Here is a 19,534-nt window from a genome sequence, read left to right as displayed (position 1 = left end):
GTGCCAGAGCCGTCCCCCACTCGTCCCAAGCGTCGCGGCCGCCTCTTCCGTTTCGCTGCGGCCCTGTTGGTCCTGTGCGGCGTCGCCGCGTACCTCGTGGTGCAGTACGTCACCGGAGGCGGCGGAGCGCGCGGCTGCGAGGTGGTCTCGGCCGACGGGGACCGGACGTCGTACGAGTTCACGCCTGAGCAGGCGGTGAACGCGGCGACGATCGCGGCCGTCGGCACCGGGCGCGGGATGCCCGAGCGGGCCGTGACGATCGCACTGGCGACCGCCCTGCAGGAGTCGGGGCTGCGCAACATCGAGCACGGCGACCGGGACTCGCTGGGCCTGTTCCAGCAGCGGCCCTCGCAGGGCTGGGGCACCGAGCAGCAGATCATGGACCCGGCGTACGCGGCGGGCATCTTCTACGCGCACCTGGCCAAGGTGCCCAAGTACACCGATCTGCCGCTGACCAGGGCGGCCCAGGAGGTCCAGCGCAGCGGCTACCCGGAGGCGTACGCCAAGCACGAGTCGGACGCGAAGCTGCTGGCGGCGGCGCTGACCGGGCGCGCGGCGGCCACGCTGACCTGTGACGGGCGCCCGCAGACCACGGCCTCGGCGACGGGCCCGGACGCGGTGCGGGCCGCGCTGGTACGGGACTTCGGGCGGGACGCGCTGCAGGAGACCGGTGCGGAGGTGGGCGGTACGCCCGTACCCTCGCCTTCCCCCTCGCCGAGCGTGACCGCGACCGCGCAGGGGCGGACCGTGACCGTGCCGGTGCCGCAGGGCACGAAGGTGGACACGATCGGGCGCGGCGAGCGGCAGCGGGGCTGGCAGCTGGCGCAGTGGGCCGTGGCCAACTCCTCGGCGCTGCACATCGAGCGGGTGTCGTACGCGGGGCGGGAGTGGGCCGCGGGGATCGACGGCGGGCAGTGGAAGACGGCCGCTGCGGGCGGGACCGGCCGCGCGGGGGCGTCCATGGACGTCGTCCGGATCGTGACCGGACAGTAGTACGGGAGATCACTCCGGGGGGTTGTGCGGCGCCGGTTCGGGCGGCGGTTCGGACGGGACGCGTGCCGTCTCCGGAATCCCTTGGAAATCAAGGGCGGTAAGGATTCTGCGGAATTTCGGGCAGACGCTCTTTGCCCGTTTTTATCCACACCTGATAATGCGATGCGTTATCCATTCTTTACCTGGCGCGTCCGCAACCTTCGCGGGCTTCGAGCGGTAGTCACGGCGTCCGGGCCACGACACGGACCCGGACACACACCGTTCTCTCCCGTCGAATGGAGCATCATGTCCCTCCCTCTGACCCGCCGGATCGCCCGTGCCGCGCTGCTCGTCGCAGCGGGAGCGGCAACCGGGGTCGGTGCGGCCGGCTCCGCCGGTGCGGCCACGAACCTGCCGGCGGCGGCCCCGAACCTGGGCGGCCTGAGCGCCCTGGACACGGCACACGCCGGCCACACCGTCGACGGTGCCGCGCAGAACGTCACCTCCCTCGCGGGCCACGCGGGCGGCAAGGCGGTCGAGCAGACGGTGCCGGCCGCGGGCAGGACCACGGGCGGTGCCGTGAAGAAGACGACGCCGGTGGCGCAGAAGGCCGCGGGTGACGCCGCCGGGGCGGCGGGGAACGTGCTCGGGGGCGCCACGTCCCACGTGACGAAGGGCGGGGTGCCCAACCTGCCGGTGCATGGGCTGCCGCTGGGTGGCTGAGCGCCGCTGTGACCGCTGACACGGGGTCCAGGGAGTTTCCCTGGGCCCCGTTCGCCTTTGTGGCTACCGCAGGCCGGTGGGATCTACGCCGTCAGGCGGGACACCGCTGCCCGGACGCGTTCGTCCGTCGCCGTCAGGGCCACGCGTACGAACTTCTCGCCCGCCTCGCCGTAGAAGTCGCCCGGGGCGACGAGGATGCCCAGGTCGGCCAGGTGGGCGACCGTCCGCCAGCAGGACTCGTCCCTCGTGGCCCACAGGTAGAGGCTGGCCTCGCTGTGTTCGATGCGGAAGCCGTGGCCCAGCAGAGCCGCCCGGAGGGCGTCACGGCGGGCGGCGTAGCGCTCGCGCTGCTCGTGGACGTGGGCGTCGTCGCCGAGGGCCGCCACGACCGCCGCCTGGGTCGGTGCGGAGGTCATCATGCCGCCGTGCTTGCGGATCTCCAGCAGCGGGCCCAGGACGGCCGGGTCGCCGGCGACGAAGGCCGCGCGGTAACCGGCGAGGTTGGAGCGCTTGGAGAGCGAGTGGACGGCCACGATGCCGTCGTAGGAGCCGCCGTTGACGTCCGGGTGCAGGACGGAGACCGGGTCGGCCTCCCAGCCCAGCTCCAGGTAGCACTCGTCGGAGAACAGCAGCACGCCGTGCTCGCGGGCCCAGGCCACGATGTCCGTCAGCTCCTGCTTCGACAGCACCTTGCCCGTCGGGTTCGACGGGGAGTTCAGCCACAGGAGCTTCAGGCCCGCCGGGTCGAGGTCGCGGGGGTCGTCGTAGACCTCGTAGTCGGCGCGGGCGAGGCGGGCGCCGACCTCGTAGGTGGGGTAGGCGAGGCGCGGGTAGGCCACCTTGTCGCCGGGGCCGAGGCCCAGCTGGGTCGGCAGCCAGGCGACCAGTTCCTTGGAGCCGACGACCGGCAGCACATGGCGGTGGGTGACCCCGCGGGCGCCCAGGCGGCGCTCCAGCCAGCCGGTGATCGCGTCGCGCAGCGCCGGGGTGCCCCAGACGGTCGGATAGCCCGGGGAGTCGGCCGCGTCGATCAGCGCCTTCTGGATCAGCTCGGGCACCGGGTCGACCGGGGTGCCCACGGAGAGGTCGACGATCCCGTCGGGGTGCGCGGCGGCCGTCTTCTTGTACGGCTCCAGCTTGTCCCAGGGGAAGGTGGGGAGCCGGTCGGAGACTGCGGACACGGGCATCAGGCTCTCTTTCGTACAGTGCGGCAAACGCCGCGGTCCCGTACGGCCGCGATCGGGGCGATCGGGCCGTACGGGACCGAGGCGGCGCGGTCGGTGCGGGCCGCTTGGCGCTTAGACGGTCACTCGCCCTGCGGCGGCAGCGCGGCGATGAAGGGGTGATCGCGCTCGATCAGCCCCAGCTTGCTGGCGCCGCCGGGAGAGCCGAGCTCGTCGAAGAACTCGACGTTCGCCTTGTAGTAGTCCTTCCACTCCTCCGGAGTGTCGTCCTCGTAGAAGATCGCCTCGACCGGGCAGACCGGCTCACAGGCACCACAGTCGACGCATTCGTCCGGGTGGATGTACAAGGACCGCTGGCCCTCGTAGATGCAGTCGACCGGGCACTCCTCGATGCACGCCTTGTCCTTGACGTCGACACAAGGCTGCGCGATGACGTAGGTCACGCTGTCGTTCCTCCTCGATAGGGCGCTGGCGGGCCTCCTCAGGCTCCGCCGCCTGGCGCGCGGGAGCGCGGCGTCGTCGATGCCCGCCCCTAGTATCTCCGTTCCGGAGCGTGATCCGAACAGGAGGGGTGAACTGACCAGTGGAAATCTCGGCTGCAGGACGTCTGGAAGTCCGTATCACCCCTGCTGACGTGGGAAAACGTGTCTCCGTACGGCGGTTGAGCGAACCCGGCGCGGCGCAGGAGAAGTTCACCGACACGGTGGGTGTTCTCACATCATGGGACAGTGGCGTGCTCATGATCACACGGCGGGACGGGCAGAGCGTCCGGATCGCCGAGTCCGCGCTGGTCGCGGGCAAGGTGGTACCGGCCGCCCCGGCGCGCCGCCGGGGCCCCGCCGCCTCGTACGAGGAGCTCGCGCGCGTCTGCTCGCGCGGCTGGCGTCCGCTGGAGACCGAGCGGCTCGGCGAGTGGGAGTTGCGGGCCTCCGGCGGGTTCACCCGGCGGGCCAACAGCGTGCTGCCGCTCGGCGACCCCGGCCTCCCCCTCGACGCCGCCCTCGCCGCCGTACGACGCTGGTACGGCGAGCGTGGCCTGCCCGCCTACGTCCAGACGGCCACCGGCGCCGAGGGCACGCAGGAGTTGCTGAGCGCGGAGCTGGAGCGGCGCGGCTGGGTGCGGGAGGTGACCGCCGAGCTGTGGACCGGTGCCCTGGCGCCGATCGCGGACCGGGCGGAGGGCACCGGCGTGGTGCTGTCCCGGCAGGCGGACGAGGCATGGCTCGCCCGGTACCAGCGCAAGGGGGTGAGCGAGGTGGCCCTGCGGGTGCTCGGCGGGGGTCCGTCGGTGTGGTTCGCGACCGTGCCGGGTGCCGAGGGCGAGCCCCCGGCGGCGATCGGGCGGTGTGTCGTGGACGGGCGATGGGCCGGGTTCGCGGCGGTCGAGGTGGATCCCGGGCGGCGCCGGCAGGGGCTGGCCACCGAGGTGATGGCCGCGCTGGCCCGGCGGGCGCTGGACGAGGGCGCGTCGGCGGCCTGGCTGCAGGTCGAGACGGACAACGAGGGCGCCCGCGCGCTGTACGCGGCACTGGGCTTCACCCCACACCACGCCTACCACCATTACCGGGCACCGGACACGACGGAGTCGGACGACCGGGACCACTAGCCGGGCGCGCCCGCGGACCGGGGTCGGGCACCGGATGCGGCGGGGCCCGACACTCAGGACCACGAGACGGAGACGCCCACGGGCCGGGGCGGGGCAGCCGCCGCGGTCGGTGGCCAGGAGCCGGCAGGCGCTGAGGACACAGCCGACGCTCCGGCCGCCGATCGGGACACCGCCAGCGCAGCCGACACAGCCGACACGGCCGGGGCTGCGGACAAGGTTGGCGCCTCGCACCCGGCCGGCGATCGGGACACCGCCAGCGCAGCCGAAACCGCCGACACGGCCAGGGCCGCGGACAAGGTCGGCGATCAAAACACCGTCGTCGATCGCGACCCAGCCGGGACTGCGGACCAGGCCGACACCGCCGCACGCGGCCGGAGCTGCCTACACAGCCGGGACTGCGGACTCCGTTGGCGATCGAGACGTCGCCACCAGCGCACCAGGCCGCCGGAGCCACGCCGCCGCACCTGCCCACCGCCCGGACCCGGCAGGCGGCGCGGCGGACACCGCCGGCGACCGAGACACCGCCACCAGCGCACCAGGCCGCCGGAGCCACGCCGTCGCACCCGCCCACCGCCCGGACCCGGCAGGCGGCACGGCGGACACCGCCGGCGACCGAGACACCGCCACCAGCGCACCAGGCCTCCGGAGCCACGCCGTCGCACCGCCCGGACCCGGCAGGCAGCCGGCCCGGGAGCAGGGGCTGGAGGAATCCCGGCCGACCGGGTCGTAGAACCCGCCGTGGAAGGGCATGAGCCTGGCATGCGCCACCCGTATCTGCCGCCGCCGTACCCGCCCCCGCCGGAGCGGTCGGCGGAGTTGCGCCGCAGGTTCGCCGAGGAGGCACGGTCCGAGCGGCCGGATCTGTCGGCGCTGTGCCTGCTGATCGGCGCCGAGGGGGACGGCACGCTGGACGAGGCCGGGATCGACGCCGCCCAGCTGGAGCTGGACCGGCTCGCGGGCGAGCTGCCGTACCGGCCCGGTGGGCCGCACGCGTGGGCGGAGGCCGTACGGCGGCTGCTCGGGGCGGGCTACGACTTCCGTGGGACGCCCGGCGACTACCAGCGGCTGGAGTCCTCGCTGCTGCACGAGGTGCTGCGGCGGCGGCGCGGGCTGCCGATCCTGCTGTCGGTGGTGTGGCTGGAGGTCGCGCGGCGGGCGGGCGCCCCGGTGTACGGCGTCGCGCTGCCGGGGCACTTCGTGGTGGGCTTCGGCCCGACCGAGGAGCAGGTGCTGGCCGATCCGTTCGACGGCGGGCGGGTGCTGACCGGGACCGACGCGGAGATGCTCGTGGTGGGGGCCACGGGGGCGCCGCTGGAGCCTTCCATGCTGGAGCCCGCGACGCCGCTGGAGGTCGTCCAGCGGATTCTGAACAACATCCGCGCGTGGGCCTCGGCCCGGCCCGAGCGGTCGGACGTGGCGATGTGGGCCGTGGAGCTGGCGCTGCTGGTGCCCGCGCACCCCGCTCGGCTGCGCTACGAGCGCGGGCAGCTCCTCGTGCAGCGGGGCGAGTTCGCGTCGGGCGCGGAAGAGCTGGAGTACTACGCCGAGCTGATCGAGGTGGTGGACGAGTCGGCGGCGCAGAAGGTACGGCAACAGGCGCACACCGCCCGCGCGATGCTCAACTGACCTCTCAGAGCCAGCCCTTCTCCCGCGCGATCCGCACCGCCTCCGCCCTGTTCCGCACCGCCAGCTTCTGGATGGCCGTGGAGAGGTAGTTGCGGACCGTGCCCTGGGAGAGATGGAGGGTCTTGGCCAGTTCGGCGTTGGTGGAGCCGTCGGCGGCCGCGCGGAGCACCTCGCGTTCGCGCTCGGTGAGCGGGTTGGCGCCCTCGGCGAGCGCGGCGGCAGCCAGCGTGGGGTCGATGACCCGCTCACCGGACAGCACCTTGCGGATCGCCTCGGCGAGCTGGGCGGCCGGGGCGTCCTTGACGAGGAAGGCGTCGGCGCCGGCCTCCATGGCGCTGCGCAGATAGCCGGGGCGCCCGAAGGTCGTGAGGACGACCAGCTTGACCTGCGGAAACTCCCGGTGGACCTGCGCGGCCGCCTCAATGCCTGTGCAACCGGGCATCTCGATGTCGAGCAGCGCCACGTCCACGCCGTGCGCGCCGACGGCCGCCAGCACCTGGTCACCCCGCGCGACCTGGGCGACGACCTCGATGTCCTCCTCCAGGCCGAGCAGCGCGGCCAGGGCCTCGCGGACCATCGACTGGTCCTCGGCGAGAAGGACCTTGATCGTGCTCGTCATGCCCCGGATCCTACGTCCCTCCCGGGGGCCGAGGGGACGCGGGCGACCAGCCGGAACCCGTGCTTGATCCGGCCCGCCTCCAGGGTGCCGCCGGCCTTCTCCAGCCGCTCGGTGAGGCCGATCAGACCGTTGCCGGGGCCGCCGCCGTCGCCGCCGGAACCGCTGTCCTCGACGGAGAGTTCGAGCATCGCGCCGTCCAGGGTCTGGCGGTGGGTGAGCTGGACGAGGCACTTGTCGGCGCCGCTGTGCCGGACCACGTTGGTGATCGCCTCGCGCAGCGCCCAGGCGAGCGCGGACTCGGACTCCTCGGGGACGCCGTCGAGGTCGGGCTCCGCCGGCACCTCGGCGATGACACCGGCGGCGGTCAGGGCGACCTGGGCGCCGGCGAGCTCGGCGGCGAGCCGGGGGCGCCGGTAGCCGGTGACGGCCTCCCGGACGTCGACCAGCGCCTGCCGGCTGACGTGCTCGATGTCGGCGACCTGCTGGGCCGCCTTGTCGGGGTGGCCGGGCAGCATCCGGCCGGCCAGCTCGCTCTTCAGCGTGATCAGGGAGAGCGAGTGACCGAGCAGGTCGTGCAGGTCACGGGCGAGCCGCAGCCGCTCCTCGTTGGCGGCGAGCTGGGCGACCGTCGCCCGGGCCTTGCGCAACTCGACGGTCGTACGGACGAGTTGGCCGACGCCGACCATCGCGAAGCCGATGAGCACGACGAGGACCAGGCTGTCGTCCGGCTTCTGGTCCCAGTGCCGACCGACGAGGTACATCACCACGCCCGTCGACGGGATCGCCCAGTACGCGGCCCGGACCGGCAGGGTGGCCCCGCAGGCGACCGAGAGGTAGACGAACAGGCCGAGCCAGGCGGGGCCGAGGGTGTAGGCCAGGAGGGGGGCGAGGACGGCGAGGACCGCGAGCGTCGAGACGACGACCCCCGGCGAGAACGGCCGCCCCATGTGCCGGAAGACCAGCGACAGGTAGGTGACCACGAAGGCGGTCAGGCCGAGCGCGCCGGCCACCGTGCCGCCCGTGGTGTGCCGGCCGCTGGTCAGATCGTGGACCGGGGAGCTGAGAAAGATCAGCCAGACCCCGATCCACAGCGTCTTGACCATGAGCTCGCGCCGGTTGCGCGGCCCCTGGCCGATCCGCACCCGGGGCTCCGACCGCCGCTCGCGGGCCTGCGGGTCTTCCGTCATCGTGCTCACGCCTTCAGCGTGTCCTTCCGGTACAGCCAGGCCGCGCCGCCCGCGAAGAGGACGAAGTAGACGGCGAGGATGGCGATGTCCGTCGCGTGCGGGGCCTGACTCTGTTCGATCGCCCGTCCCAGTGCAGCGTACGCGTGCGTGGGCAGCCACTTCGCGATGTCCTGGAGAACCTTCGGGAAGGTGGTGGACGGCATCCACAGGCCGCCGAGGATCGACAGACCGAAGTAGATGATCATCGTGATCGGGCGGACCGCGTCACCGGAGGCGACATAGCCGATGGCGACGCCGAGCGCGGCGAAGACGAGACTGCCGGCCCAGATGACGCCGGTGAGGGCCAGCCACTGCCAGGCGTCCAGGTGGACGTGCTTGATCGCGGCGGCGGCCGCGAACACCACGATGATCGAGGGCAGGCTCACCACGGCGGCGCTGGCGGTCTTGGCGAGGACGTAGCCGCGCCCGGGCAGCGGGGTCAGCCGCAGCTGCCGTACCCAGCCGTTCTCGCGCTCCTTGGCGATGCGCTCGCTGTTGCCCATCAGGACGGCGGTCAGCGCGCCGAAGGAGGCCATGGAGACCATCAGGTACGTGGCGACGGTCAGGCCGGTGCCGTCGACCTTCGAGGTGGAGCCGGAGCTGCTGGAGAAGATCAGGAAGAGGATCGAGGGGTAGAGCACCGAGAAGAACAGGAACTTCTTGTTGCGCAGGGCGCGGGTCAGTTCGAGCTTGATCAGGGCGTTCATGACTGCTTGGCCTCCTCGGCCTCCGTGATGGCGACGAAGGCCTGCTCCAGACCGAGACCGGCGACTTCGAGGTTGCGGGGGTAGACACCGAGGCCGTACAGGGCGTGCACGGTGGCGTCGGCGTCGGACGACTGGATGCGGACGGTCTGGCCCGAGCCCGCGGCGGAGCCGCTGTTGGACACAGTGATCGAGGTGAGGAACGGCAGGGCGCGCAGGGCGGCCTCGTCGATCTCGCCCTCCAGGTCGAAGGAGACCCGGCGGGCGCCCGCCTTGGCCTTGATCTCGGCGGCGGTGCCGTCGGCGAGCAGCCGGCCGCGGTGCAGCACGAGCACGCGGTCCGCGATGGCGTCGGCCTCTTCGAGGTAGTGGGTGGCGAAGAGGACGGTGCGGCCCTGGTCGGCCTGCTCGCGCATGGTGGCCCAGAAGGCCTGCCGGGCGGAGACGTCCATGCCGGTGGTCGGCTCGTCCAGGATGATCAGGTCACTGTCGCCGGCGGTGGCGAGGGCGAAGCGGACGCGCTGGGCCTGGCCGCCGGAGAGCTTGTTGACCTTGCGGTCGGCGATCTGCGCGATGCCCGCGCGGGCCATCACGTCCGCGGCCTTGTACGGCTTCGGGTGCAACGAGCAGCTGAGCTTGACCAGTTCCTCGACGGTGACCTCGTCCATCAGGCCGCCGCTCTGCAGCATGGCCCCGACCCGCCCGGCGACGATCGCCTCGCGCGGGGTGCCGCCGAAGAGGCTCACGGTGCCGGCGTCGGGCTGCTTGAGGCCGAGGAGCAGGTCGAGGGTGGTGGACTTACCGGCCCCGTTCGGGCCGAGGAGGGCGACGGTCTCGCCCGGGTACAGCCGGAGCGAGAGCCCGTCGACGGCCCTGACGCTCCCGTACGTCTTGCTCACCTGGTCGAAGCCGACCACCGGGGTGGTGGTGGCCGGTGCCGCAGTTGTCGTCATGGCATCCATGCTCGCGGCAGGGGCCGGGGGCGGGGCAGTGTCGGGGGTCCTGAGTGCCGGATGACAGATGTCATGCGGATCAGGTGACGGACCTGCCGAAGGGGGCGCCCGCTCGATGGCGGACGCCCCCTTTGTCGGGCTGTGTCCCGGTCAGTTCGGGTTGGTCTGGATGACCGCGACCCGGTTCGTCTTGCTGATCAGCGCCTGGCGCAGGGCGCCATAGACGTCCTGCGGGGTGACCGGCGTCTTCTTGCCGGTGGCGCGGGTGATGAGCACGCCGTCGAAGGTCTTGCCGTAGAGCCCCTTGAGCGCGTTCAGGTCGGGGCTGTCGACGAGCTTGCCGTCCACGGCCTTCACCTTGAGGAACTTCCACAGGGAGTTCCCGGGGCTGAACGCGATGAAGTGGGTGGCGTCCGTCTTCACGGTGACGTTGCCCGACATCGCCGGCTCGGCGAACTGCTTCATCTCGCGGTCGACCTCGGCGTTCGGCACCGTCGGCTGCTTGGTCGTCGTCGGGACGGTGACCGGGGTCGCCGTGCCCGTCTCCACCAGGGTCCGGTAGGCCTGTTCGACCGCCTGGGTCGACTGGACCGCGTCGATGGCCTTGCCCGCCTTGCCGTAGACGGCGACCGCCCTGCCCGGCTTGAAGTCGATGCCGCCCTCGACGACCGAGCCGGAGCCGCCCCCGGCCTGCTGGAGGGCCGCCTGGAGCTTCTCCTCGTCGACCGGCATGTCGGGCTCGATCACCCGCTTCTGCCCGAAGAGCGAGCCGATGACGTGGACCGGGTTGTAGTCGCTGGTCGCGGCCTTGCTCACGGTGGCCTGGAAGTCGAACTGGAGACCGGCGTTCTCCGGTGTGAGAGTGACCGTCCGACCGCCGACGGAGAGCTTCAGCGGCTTGTTCACCCGGCTGCCGAAGGCGTCGTCGAGCTTCTTGACGGCGTCGTCACGGGTGCCACCGCCGATGTCCACGCCGAGGACCGTGGTGCCCTTGGGCACGTCGGTGTGGTTCATCAGCAGTCCGGCGCCGTAGGCACCGCCCACGACGACGACCACGCCGACACCGAGCAGCACCAGCTTGCTGCGGCCCTTCTTCTTCGGCTTGGCCTGCGCCTTGGGCGCGGACGCCGGCTCCGGCCTGGCCGGGGCCTGCGGGCCCGTACCGCCGGACGAGGGGCCGCCGAAAGGGGAGGTGCCGGCGCCGGGGACGACCGGGATGCCGCTGGTGACGGTGTGTCCGGAGACGTTGTCGGCCGGACGGTAGCCGGGCGTGCCCTCGGGGGCCGGCTTCTGCGGGGTGAGGATCGCGGTGTCGTCGCTGAGCCCGCCGCCCGGACCGAGACCGGTGGGGGCGGCACCCGGAGCGCCGGGGCGTTCGGGACCATCCAGGTCGGCGATGTCGGCGAGGGCGCTGCGCGGGGGCTGGGCGGACGGGGTGCCCGGGCCGCCGGGGCCGTCGTAGCCACCCGTGCCGAGCGGCGCGCCCGTGCCGGACAGGCCGTCGAAGGGTTCGCCCGCCGGCGGGACGAGGGGGCTGTCACCGGTGACCGGGCCGCTGGTGGGGCCGGCCGGACCCTGCGGGCCACTCGGACCGCCGTGGCCGTGCGGGCCGTTGAAGCCGCTGGGACCACCGGGGCCGCCCAGGCCGCCGTGTCCGTTCGTACCGGGGGTGCCGGGGGTGCCGGGGAAGCCGCTCTGGCCGCCCGCACCCGGGGTGCCGGCGAAGCCGTCGCGGCCCGCACCGGTCGTACCCGAACCCGCCGGGTCCGTGCCGCCGAAGTCGTCCTGGCCGCCGTTCTCCGAGAAGTACGGCAGGCCGTCGCGGCGGCGTTCGCCGTCGGCGGCGCCGGGCCGGGAGCCGCTGCTCAGCGGGCCCGCGTTCAGCGCCTCGGTCACGTCGAAGGAGCCGGTGCCGCCGCCGTGTCCGGGGGCGACGGGGCCGCCGGTGGCGCCGGGCAGGCCCTTGCCACTGGTGGTGCCGGGCAGGCCCTTGCCACTGGTGGTGCCGGAGCGGCCCGGGACGCTCATGGAGCCGACCACACCGCCGGGGCGGCCACCGGAGCGCGTGCCGGTGGTACCGGACGCACCGGATGCTGCCGGACCACCCGGACGAGTCCCCGACGCGCCGGGGGCGGTGGTGGAACCGCCGGGCGTTCCGGCTCCGTTCGTGCCACCGCCGCCCGGACCGGCCTTGCCGGCGGAGGACTTGCGGGGCGCGAACCAGTCGCTGGTCTTCTCCTCGGCCTGGGCCGCGGGCTCGGCGGGGGGCTCGGCGGCGGAGGCCGCCTCCTGGTCGGCCGCGGGCCTCGGGTCGCGGACGGGCGCCTCGTCCCCGGCGGCGTCGGTGTCCCCGACGGGCTTGCGCACGACGACCGGCGGGATGGGCCGGGATCCGGGGATGTTGATGCGGATCCGGGTGGTCAGCGTGGTCTCGGTCTTCTTCTCCTCCGGACGCCTGGCCGAACGACCGGCGTCCGTACCGTCGTCGGAAGCCATGGGGGTCCCGTACGGCGGCGTACCGGAGGGGTATGCGGCTCCGCCGCGCCCGTTGGGCCCGGAGGACGGAGTGTCAGTTTCACGACTCAAGGCAGGTTCTCCCAGTTGGCTTCGCCGTCCGTTACGACCTCAACCAGCTCGGGCGGCTCGGCGGCGCGCACCACCATACTGGCCACTTCCGGCGTGTATCCCATGACCGCAGAGGAAACCCACACCGGACTCGCACCTGCGCAGCACGGCGAAGTGGTACGTCACTTGCCAAGTCGGGCGGGACCGCCCCGAGGTTGCCGCCCGGCGCCAAGGGTGGCGCAGATCACAGCGAGGGCCATGCCGCCGAGCAGGAAGAGGTAGGAGCCGAGTCCCGCGCCGAACAGGAAGTCGCCCTCGGGGCGCGAGGTGGTGAGCAGGATGACGGTGACGATCCAGCCGACCACCGGTGCGACCGCCCCGCCCCGGCCGCCCATGGCGTACGCCCCGCCGAGGAACAGCCCGGCCGCGCCCGCGAGGGCGAGCAGCAGCCCGCCGGGGAACCAGGCGGCCTGCACGAGGGCCCCGGCGAAGCCGATGACGGCACCGAGCAGGAAGAGGCCGAGGTAGGCCGCGACCCGTCCGGCCGAGGGCCGCCCGAGCGGCTGGGCGAGCAGCGAGCCCTGTCCGTTGTCGCTCACGCCCCCGCCTCCTCGATGCCCGCGAACAGGTCGGTCTCCCCGGGCCCGCCCTCGCCGCGCACCAACTCGTAGTACTCGGTGGTGAACAGCGGCTGGGCCAGTTCGTTGGAGAGCGCGAAGTAGGGCTCGGCCACCTCGATCTGGGTGACGTGGGCGCGCATCGCGGCGGCCTTGGCGGTGGCGAAGGCGCTCCCGTCGACGCTGGTGGTGACCCGCTCGTCGGCGACCACGCCGGGTACGTCCGCCACGGTGGCGCTCTTTTCGAAGGGCAGTACGGCCAGCTCGTCCTGGAGCCGGGCAAAGGCGGCCTCGGCGACGGAGCGCGGGACGCGGTTCCAGTAGACCTTGGCGATCCGGTGCCCGCGCTCGTCCGCGAGCTCGACGGCGCGCATGGCGACGCGGTGGGCCTGGATGTGGTCCGGGTGGCCGTAGCCGCCGTTGTCGTCGTACGTCACGAGGACCTGGGGGCGGATCTCCAGGATCACCTCGGCCAGGTGCCCTGCGGCCTCGTCCACGTCGGCCTGCCAGAAGCACCCCGGGTCCTCATTGTCCGCAATGCCCATCATCCCGGAGTCCCCGTACCGCCCCGCTCCGCCGAGCAGCCGGGCGTCGCTGACGCCCAGCGCGCGCACGGCGGCGGCCAGCTCCCCACGCCGGTGCGCACCGAGGGCGGGCCCCGTCAGGTGCCGCAGCTCCGGCGGGATGACCTCGCCCCGCTCCCCGAGGGTGCAGGTGACCAGGGTCACGTGCGCGCCCTCGGCCGCATACCTGGCCATGGTGGCGCCGTTGTTGATCGACTCGTCGTCCGGGTGCGCGTGCACGAGGAGCAGACGCCGGGCGGGGAGATCCGTCATGGGACCACCCTACGAGGCAACGGCGCCCCTACCGCACATGGCCGGGTCCCACAGCCTTGGCCGACCTTCGCACCCGACACCGGCAAGCACCCCTTGGGCCGCCCGCTTCCCCGGCCAGTGTCGTACCTTCGCGAGCTGCGTCAAGGGCGCTGCGCGTCGCCTTCGGCGATGGCCCTCCGGGCCACCCTTGACCCACCTCGCTCCAGCACGGGGAAGAAGCGAGCGGGCAGCCCGGGAAAGTGGGCCCCTTACCGGCACCGGTCCCTTGGCTCGGCCGCACCCGCACCCGCACCCTGCGCTGCGGGGGACGCGGTCGCGTCTCGCATGCACGCCGGGTGGGGTTGGCGGCGAACGGCCGGCGGGTGGCGCGCGGCCGCGTCACGCATGCACGCCGGGTGGGTTGGCGGCTTGCGGCCCGGTGGGTGGGAGAGGTGGGTGGGGGTGCGGCGCGGGTGCGACACGTTGGGGGGTGGGACGCGGTCGCGTCACGCATACACGTCGGGTGAGCTTGGCGGCTTGCGGCCCGACGAGTGGTGGAGAGGTGGGTGAGGGGTGCGGACAGGGTTTAGCGCGGGTGTGACACGGGGGTAGGCGGGGGCTGGTGGGGGGCGAGACGGGCGACGCGGGCACCGGTGGGCGGAGTGCGAGAGCGGACGGTGCCGCGCGGTGCGTGAGTGGGGGCGACACGGTGCACGCGCGGAGCCGGCGCGGCACGTGCGCAGGGCGAGACGGGGCGACGCGGCGTGCGGCGGGCGGCGGGCGGCGGGCGGCGGGCGGCGGGCGCGACGCGTCGGTGGGCGCGAGCCGGGCGAGCGGTGCGTGCCTGGGTGGGTGGTGTCGTGCGGTGCGTGAGTTGGAGGCGATGCGGGGCCCCTGGCGGAGCCGGCGCAGCGCGTGCGCGAGCCGGGGCCGAGGCCTGGCGGAGCGGGCGCGGCGCGTGGGCCGGGTCGGGGATGTCGAGTGGGCTCGGTAGCGGGAGCGGGGCGGGCGCTCCAGCCGCAGCCCGTCCGTGTCACCGTCAGCCCGCCCGCCCCCTGCACGGCTGATGGCTGGCCGGGAGCGGCGCCGCCCCACGTGCCCTGCAGCGCACCGCACGGTGATTGGCAGGTTTGTGCCACCCCGACCGAGAGAGCGACTGCCTGACCTGCGGCTTTGGAAACGCGCCCTGGAACGAATCTGCCAGGGTTCCCAGCGGGACGCCGTAGCGGTGCCGAGGGCCGCCTCGGAGCGTGATGCCGCCGATCAGAACTTGATGCTGCTGATCATGCTCGCGACGTTGGTCGTCAGTTGGCTGATCGTGGGGGCGACGGTCGAGGAGGCGAGATAGAAGCCGAGCAGGACGCAGACCACCGCGTGGCCGCCCTTCAGCCCCGACTTCTTGATCAACAGGAAGACGATGATCGCCAGCAGCACCACCGCCGAAATCGAGAGTGCCACGGCGGCTCACCTCCAAAGATCGTCAGATCTAGATCAGTTGAGCAAATCCATGCAGATGCCAGCAGGTTCATACCCACACAGCGGTAGTGATCATAACTATCCGTGCTCGCGCATCGCGCGGCGCACGGCCGCACAAGGGGGCGCATGGCCAATATGGTCGGGGTATGACGACCGAGTCTGACTCCTTCCCCCGTCGGCACGCCCGGACCCAGCGGTTCACGCTCGGCGCGCCGCGTGCGTTCACGGTGGCACCCGACGGTGCGCGTGTCGCGTTCCTGCGTTCCGGCTCCGGCACCGACCGGGCCAACTCCCTGTGGGTCATGGATCTTCCGGAGGGCGCGGAGCGCCTGGCGGCCGATCCCGGCGCCCTCCTCGGCGGCGCCTCCGAAGAGCTCTCGGCCGAGGAGCGGGCGCGCCGCGAACGCAGTCGGGAGGGAGGTGCCGGCATCGTCGGCTATGCCACCGACAACGCCCTGGAATTGGCGTCTTTCGCCTTGTCAGGACGGCTTTTCACGGCCGAGCTGCGGGCCGGTACGGCACGCGAACTCCGGGTCCCCGGACCGGTGATCGACCCGCGCCCCTCCCCCGACGGCCGGCACATCGCGTATGTCGCGCAGGGCGCGCTGCGGGTGGTGGGCGCCGAGGGCGAGGGCGACCGGGCGCTCGCCGAGCCGGAGCCCACGGACGGACCGGGACGGGTCACGTACGGGCTCGCGGAGTTCATCGCGGCAGAGGAGATGGGCCGTTCGCGGGGATTCTGGTGGGCGCCGGACGGGCGCCGGCTGCTCGTGGCGCGCGCGGACGACACGCCGGTGAAGCGGTGGTGGATCGCGGACCCGGCCCACCCGGAACGTGAGCCGATCGACATCGCGTACCCGGCCGCGGGCACGCCGAACGCGGACGTGCGACTGTTCGTGCTGGGGCTCGACGGGGAGCGCACGGAGGTCGCGTGGGACCGGTCCCGGTATCCGTATCTGGCCCGTGTGCACTGGTCAGCGGCGGGTGCGCCGCTGATGCTGGTGCAGGCGCGGGACCAGCGCAGCCAGCTGTTCCTGGCGGTGGACCCGGATACCGGGGCGACGCGCATGGTGCACGCGGACGAAGATCCAAGTTGGCTTGAACTGTTCGCTGGAGTGCCCTGCTGGAGCCCGTCCGGGCAGCTTGTCCGGATCGCGGACGAGGGTGGCGCACGCGTGCTGGCGGTCGGCGAACGGCCCTTGACCAGCGCCCAGTTGCACGTCCGTGCGGTCCTGGACGTGGGCGACGACGACGTGCTGGTTTCCGCCTCGGCGGGCACGGAGGCGCAGGTGCCGGAGACCGGCGAGGTCCATGTGTACCGGGTGAACGAGCTGGGCGTGGAGCGCGTGTCGCAGGAGCCCGGGGTGCACTCGGCGGTGCGCGCCGGCCATGTGACCGTGCTCGTGTCCGCGACACCGGACACTCCGGGCACCCGGGTCCAGGTGCTGCGTGACGGAAAACCGGCGGCGACTGTCCGTTCGTATGCCGAAAATCCCGGTTTCGCCCCCCGCGTGACACTGACCCAGGGGGGCGCACGCCGAATTCCGTGCGCCGTGCTTATGCCACGGGACTACCACGGTGACACTCCCCTGCCCGTTCTCATGGACCCCTACGGCGGCCCGCACGGCCAGCGGGTGGTCGCCGCGCACAACGCCCACCTGACCTCCCAGTGGTTCGCCGACCAGGGTTTCGCGGTGGTCGTGGCGGACGGACGGGGTACTCCGGGGCACTCACCGGCCTGGGAGAAGGCGGTCCGGGACGAGCTGGCGGCCGTCGTGCTCCAGGACCAGGTGGACGCGCTGCACGCGCTCGCCGGGGAGTTCCCGCTGGACCTGGGCCGGGTGGCGATCCGCGGCTGGTCGTTCGGCGGCTATCTGGCGGCGCTGGCCGTGCTGCGCCGCCCGGACGTCTTCCACGCGGCGGTCGTCGGCGCCCCGGTCACCGATCTGCGGCTGTACGACACCCACTACCAGGAGCGCTACCTCGGCCTCCCGGACGAGCAGCCGGAGGTCTACCGCCGCAACTCGGTGATCGACGACGCGGGTCTGGTCGGCCCGGCCGAGCCGCACCGCCCGATGATGATCATTCACGGGCTTGCGGACGACAACGTCGTCGTCGCCCATTCCCTGCGGCTGTCCTCCGCCCTGCTCGCCGCGGGCCGCCCGCACGAGGTGCTGCCGCTGTCCGGGGTGACGCACATGACCCCGCAGGAGACGGTCGCGGAGAACCTGCTGCTGCTCCAGCTGGACTTCCTCCGGCGCGCGCTGCCCGACCAGGGCAAATGACCATGAACTGCGTTAACACGCAGGCAACTTCGCGGAAGCGGTACCGATATACGGACGCGGGAGGCTGATCAGCGTACGGCCGTGCGGGTGCCGTGAGCGGGCCGGGGTGCGCCATGTCGCCCCGGCCCGCTGCCGTACGCCTGCCCCTACGAGTCCTCCGCCGGAACCACGTGCTTCTCCTCCGCGAAGTGGCAAGCCGAGGCGTGGGCCGCCGGGCCGGAGGTGTCGCGGAAGACGGCCGGGACCGCGAGGGCCGGCACCTCCAGGGCGCAGCGCTCCTGCGCCTTCCAGCAGCGGGTGCGGAAGCGGCAGCCGGAGGGGATGTTCGTCGGCGACGGCACGTCCCCGCTGAGGAGGATCCGCTCGCGCTGTTCCCGGGCCTCGGGATCGGGCACCGGGACCGCCGAGAGCAGGGCCTGGGTGTAGGGGTGCGTGGGGTGGTCGTAGATCTCGGCGTCCCGGCCGATCTCCACGATCCGCCCGAGGTACATCACGCCGACCCGGTCGGAGATGTGCCGGACGATGGACAGGTCGTGCGCGATGAAGACGTAGGAGAGGTCGAACTCGGACTGGAGGCGGTCCAGGAGGTTGATCACCTGGGCCTGGATCGAGACGTCCAGCGCGGACACCGGCTCGTCGGCGACGATCACCTCCGGGCGCAGCGCCAACGCCCGTGCGATACCGATGCGTTGGCGCTGGCCGCCGGAGAACTGGTGCGGATAGCGGTTGACGTACTCGGGGTCGAGGCCGACCACGTCGAGCAGTTCCTGGACCCTGCGCCGGCGGTCGCCCTTCGGCGCGGCCTCGGGGTGGATGTCGTACGGCTCCCCGATGATGTCGCCGACCGTCATACGGGGGTTGAGCGAGGTGTACGGGTCCTGGAAGACCATCTGGATGTTGCGGCGTACGGCCTTCAGGGCCTTGCCGGACAGCTTGGTGATGTCCTCGCCCTTGAACCTGATGGAGCCGGCCGTGGGGCGCTCCAGGTTGCACAGCATCTTGGCGACCGTCGACTTGCCGCAGCCCGATTCGCCGACGATGCCGAGGGTTTCGCCCTTGCCGAGGGTGAAGTCGACGCCGTCGACGGCCTTCACCGCGCCGATCTGCCTCTTGAACAGGATGCCCCGGGTGAGGGGATAGTGCTTGACGAGTCCGGTCACTTCGAGGATCGGCTCAGTGCTCGCGGCCATCCAGGCACTCCCTCCAGAAGTGGCAGGCGCTGCCGCGGGTGCCGGAGACCTCGTACAGCGGGGGTTCGTCGGTGCGGCAGACGTCTCTCGCCATCGGGCAGCGCGGGTGGAAGGAACAGCCCGGCGGGATGTGCATCAGGTTCGGCGGCAGGCCCTTGATGGCGTACAGCTGCTGCCCCTTCTGGTCCAGGCGCGGGATGGAGTCCAGCAGGCCTCGGGTGTAGGGGTGGGCCGGCGCCTTGTAGATGTCGCGGACGGGCGCGGACTCGACGATCTTGCCGGCGTACATGACCGCGATCCGGTCGGCCACGTCCGCCACGACCCCGAGATCATGGGTGATGAGGATCAGCCCCATGTGGTACTCGCGCTGCAGCTCCGCGAGCAGGTCCATGACCTGGGCCTGCACGGTGACGTCGAGGGCGGTGGTGGGTTCGTCGGCGATGATCAGCGCCGGTTCCAGGGCCAGCGCCATGGCGATCATGATGCGCTGGCGCATACCGCCGGAGAACTGGTGGGGGTAGTCCCGCACCCGCTGGGCGGCGGCCGGGATGCGCACCCGCTCCATCAGCTCGACGGCCTTGCCGCGCGCGTCCTTCCGCGACATCCCGCGGTGCACGACGAACATCTCGCCGAGCTGATCCCCCACGGAGAGCACCGGGTTGAGCGCCGACAGAGCGTCCTGGAAGATCATCGCCATGCCGGCGCCGCGGACCTTCCTGCGCTCCTCTTCTTTCAGTGTGAGCAGGTCCCGCCCCTGGAACAGGATCCGGCCGCCCGTGACCTTCCCGGGCGGGGTGTCGAGGATGCCCATCACGGCCTGCGCGGTCACGGACTTGCCCGACCCCGACTCGCCGAGCACGGCCAGGGTCTCCCCCGCGTCCACCTCGTAACTCACCCCGTTGACGGCATACGCGATCCCGTCCCGGGTCCGGAACTCCACGTGCAGATCCCGCACTTCGAGCAGCACGCCGCC

General features: G+C 72.6%; 17 protein-coding genes. 5 read left to right on the top strand and 12 right to left on the bottom strand.

What is annotated here, in order from left to right; genetic code table 11:
- Together ACQPXS_RS29685 and ACQPXS_RS29680 are read left to right on the top strand one after the other, a co-directional pair.
- On the top strand, positions 1-993 hold the full coding sequence (locus tag ACQPXS_RS29685; protein WP_433452308.1) for a heavy metal transporter: 993 nt from the start codon (positions 1-3) through the stop codon (positions 991-993).
- A gap of 285 nt (positions 994-1,278) precedes the next feature.
- A complete protein-coding gene (locus tag ACQPXS_RS29680; protein WP_433452307.1) occupies positions 1,279-1,695 on the top strand; it encodes an ATP-binding protein in 417 nt (138 codons plus the stop codon).
- A gap of 83 nt (positions 1,696-1,778) precedes the next feature.
- Here the strand turns inward: ACQPXS_RS29680 and ACQPXS_RS29675 are convergent, their stop codons facing one another.
- Complete coding sequence (locus ACQPXS_RS29675) at positions 1,779-2,876, bottom strand: bifunctional succinyldiaminopimelate transaminase/glutamate-prephenate aminotransferase (protein WP_433456005.1); 1,098 nt, start codon at positions 2,874-2,876, stop codon at positions 1,779-1,781.
- A gap of 125 nt (positions 2,877-3,001) precedes the next feature.
- Positions 3,002-3,322, bottom strand: a complete 321-nt coding sequence (gene fdxA / locus ACQPXS_RS29670; RefSeq protein ID WP_018561461.1) for a ferredoxin — start codon at positions 3,320-3,322, stop codon at positions 3,002-3,004.
- A gap of 140 nt (positions 3,323-3,462) precedes the next feature.
- On the opposite strand from fdxA, the gene ACQPXS_RS29665 reads away from it, so the two are divergent.
- The gene (locus tag ACQPXS_RS29665; protein WP_433452306.1) at positions 3,463-4,485 is read left to right on the top strand and encodes a GNAT family N-acetyltransferase; all 1,023 of its coding nucleotides are present in this window, start codon (positions 3,463-3,465) and stop codon (positions 4,483-4,485) included.
- Between the two features lie 759 nt (positions 4,486-5,244).
- Positions 5,245-6,111, top strand: coding sequence for a tetratricopeptide repeat protein (locus ACQPXS_RS29660; RefSeq protein ID WP_433452305.1), 867 nt, complete (start codon positions 5,245-5,247; stop codon positions 6,109-6,111).
- Between the two features lie 4 nt (positions 6,112-6,115).
- Here ACQPXS_RS29660 and ACQPXS_RS29655 read toward each other — a convergent pair whose 3' ends face one another.
- The 8 genes from ACQPXS_RS29655 to ACQPXS_RS29620 all read right to left on the bottom strand — a co-directional run bounded on the left by ACQPXS_RS29655 (position 6,116) and on the right by ACQPXS_RS29620 (position 15,068).
- Positions 6,116-6,730, bottom strand: coding sequence for a response regulator transcription factor (locus ACQPXS_RS29655; RefSeq protein WP_351799271.1), 615 nt, complete (start codon positions 6,728-6,730; stop codon positions 6,116-6,118).
- Positions 6,727-7,917, bottom strand: coding sequence for a sensor histidine kinase (locus ACQPXS_RS29650; protein WP_433456003.1), 1,191 nt, complete (start codon positions 7,915-7,917; stop codon positions 6,727-6,729). The genes ACQPXS_RS29655 and ACQPXS_RS29650 overlap by 4 nt, the downstream gene beginning before the upstream one ends.
- A gap of 5 nt (positions 7,918-7,922) precedes the next feature.
- Entirely contained in the window at positions 7,923-8,663 is a 741-nt protein-coding gene (locus ACQPXS_RS29645) for an ABC transporter permease (protein WP_351799269.1), read from the bottom strand.
- The gene (locus ACQPXS_RS29640; protein WP_433452304.1) at positions 8,660-9,613 is read right to left on the bottom strand and encodes an ABC transporter ATP-binding protein; all 954 of its coding nucleotides are present in this window, start codon (positions 9,611-9,613) and stop codon (positions 8,660-8,662) included. Before ACQPXS_RS29640 ends, ACQPXS_RS29645 begins: the two co-directional genes overlap by 4 nt.
- Before the next feature lie 150 nt (positions 9,614-9,763).
- The gene (locus ACQPXS_RS29635; protein WP_433452303.1) at positions 9,764-12,199 is read right to left on the bottom strand and encodes a hypothetical protein; all 2,436 of its coding nucleotides are present in this window, start codon (positions 12,197-12,199) and stop codon (positions 9,764-9,766) included.
- A gap of 161 nt (positions 12,200-12,360) precedes the next feature.
- Entirely contained in the window at positions 12,361-12,777 is a 417-nt protein-coding gene (locus ACQPXS_RS29630) for a DUF6113 family protein (RefSeq protein ID WP_365322094.1), read from the bottom strand.
- On the bottom strand, positions 12,774-13,631 hold the full coding sequence (gene mshB / locus ACQPXS_RS29625; protein WP_433452302.1) for an N-acetyl-1-D-myo-inositol-2-amino-2-deoxy-alpha-D-glucopyranoside deacetylase: 858 nt from the start codon (positions 13,629-13,631) through the stop codon (positions 12,774-12,776). The genes ACQPXS_RS29630 and mshB overlap by 4 nt, the downstream gene beginning before the upstream one ends.
- Positions 13,632-14,873: 1,242 nt before the next feature.
- A complete protein-coding gene (locus ACQPXS_RS29620) occupies positions 14,874-15,068 on the bottom strand; it encodes a hypothetical protein (RefSeq protein ID WP_194294050.1) in 195 nt (64 codons plus the stop codon).
- 164 nt (positions 15,069-15,232) lie between these two features.
- Between ACQPXS_RS29620 and ACQPXS_RS29615 the strand changes: the two genes are divergently transcribed.
- The gene (locus ACQPXS_RS29615) at positions 15,233-17,371 is read left to right on the top strand and encodes a prolyl oligopeptidase family serine peptidase (protein ID WP_433452301.1); all 2,139 of its coding nucleotides are present in this window, start codon (positions 15,233-15,235) and stop codon (positions 17,369-17,371) included.
- A gap of 146 nt (positions 17,372-17,517) precedes the next feature.
- Here the strand turns inward: ACQPXS_RS29615 and ACQPXS_RS29610 are convergent, their stop codons facing one another.
- The gene (locus tag ACQPXS_RS29610; protein ID WP_433452300.1) at positions 17,518-18,561 is read right to left on the bottom strand and encodes an ABC transporter ATP-binding protein; all 1,044 of its coding nucleotides are present in this window, start codon (positions 18,559-18,561) and stop codon (positions 17,518-17,520) included.
- Complete coding sequence (locus ACQPXS_RS29605; protein WP_433452299.1) at positions 18,545-19,528, bottom strand: ABC transporter ATP-binding protein; 984 nt, start codon at positions 19,526-19,528, stop codon at positions 18,545-18,547. The genes ACQPXS_RS29610 and ACQPXS_RS29605 overlap by 17 nt, the downstream gene beginning before the upstream one ends.
- Positions 19,529-19,534: the final 6 nt, after the last annotated feature.

This window comes from Streptomyces sp. CA-142005 (assembly GCF_050942335.1).
In the GTDB taxonomy this organism is placed as follows: Bacteria; Actinomycetota; Actinomycetes; order Streptomycetales; family Streptomycetaceae; genus Streptomyces.
This window is presented reverse-complemented; position numbering and strand designations above follow the sequence as displayed.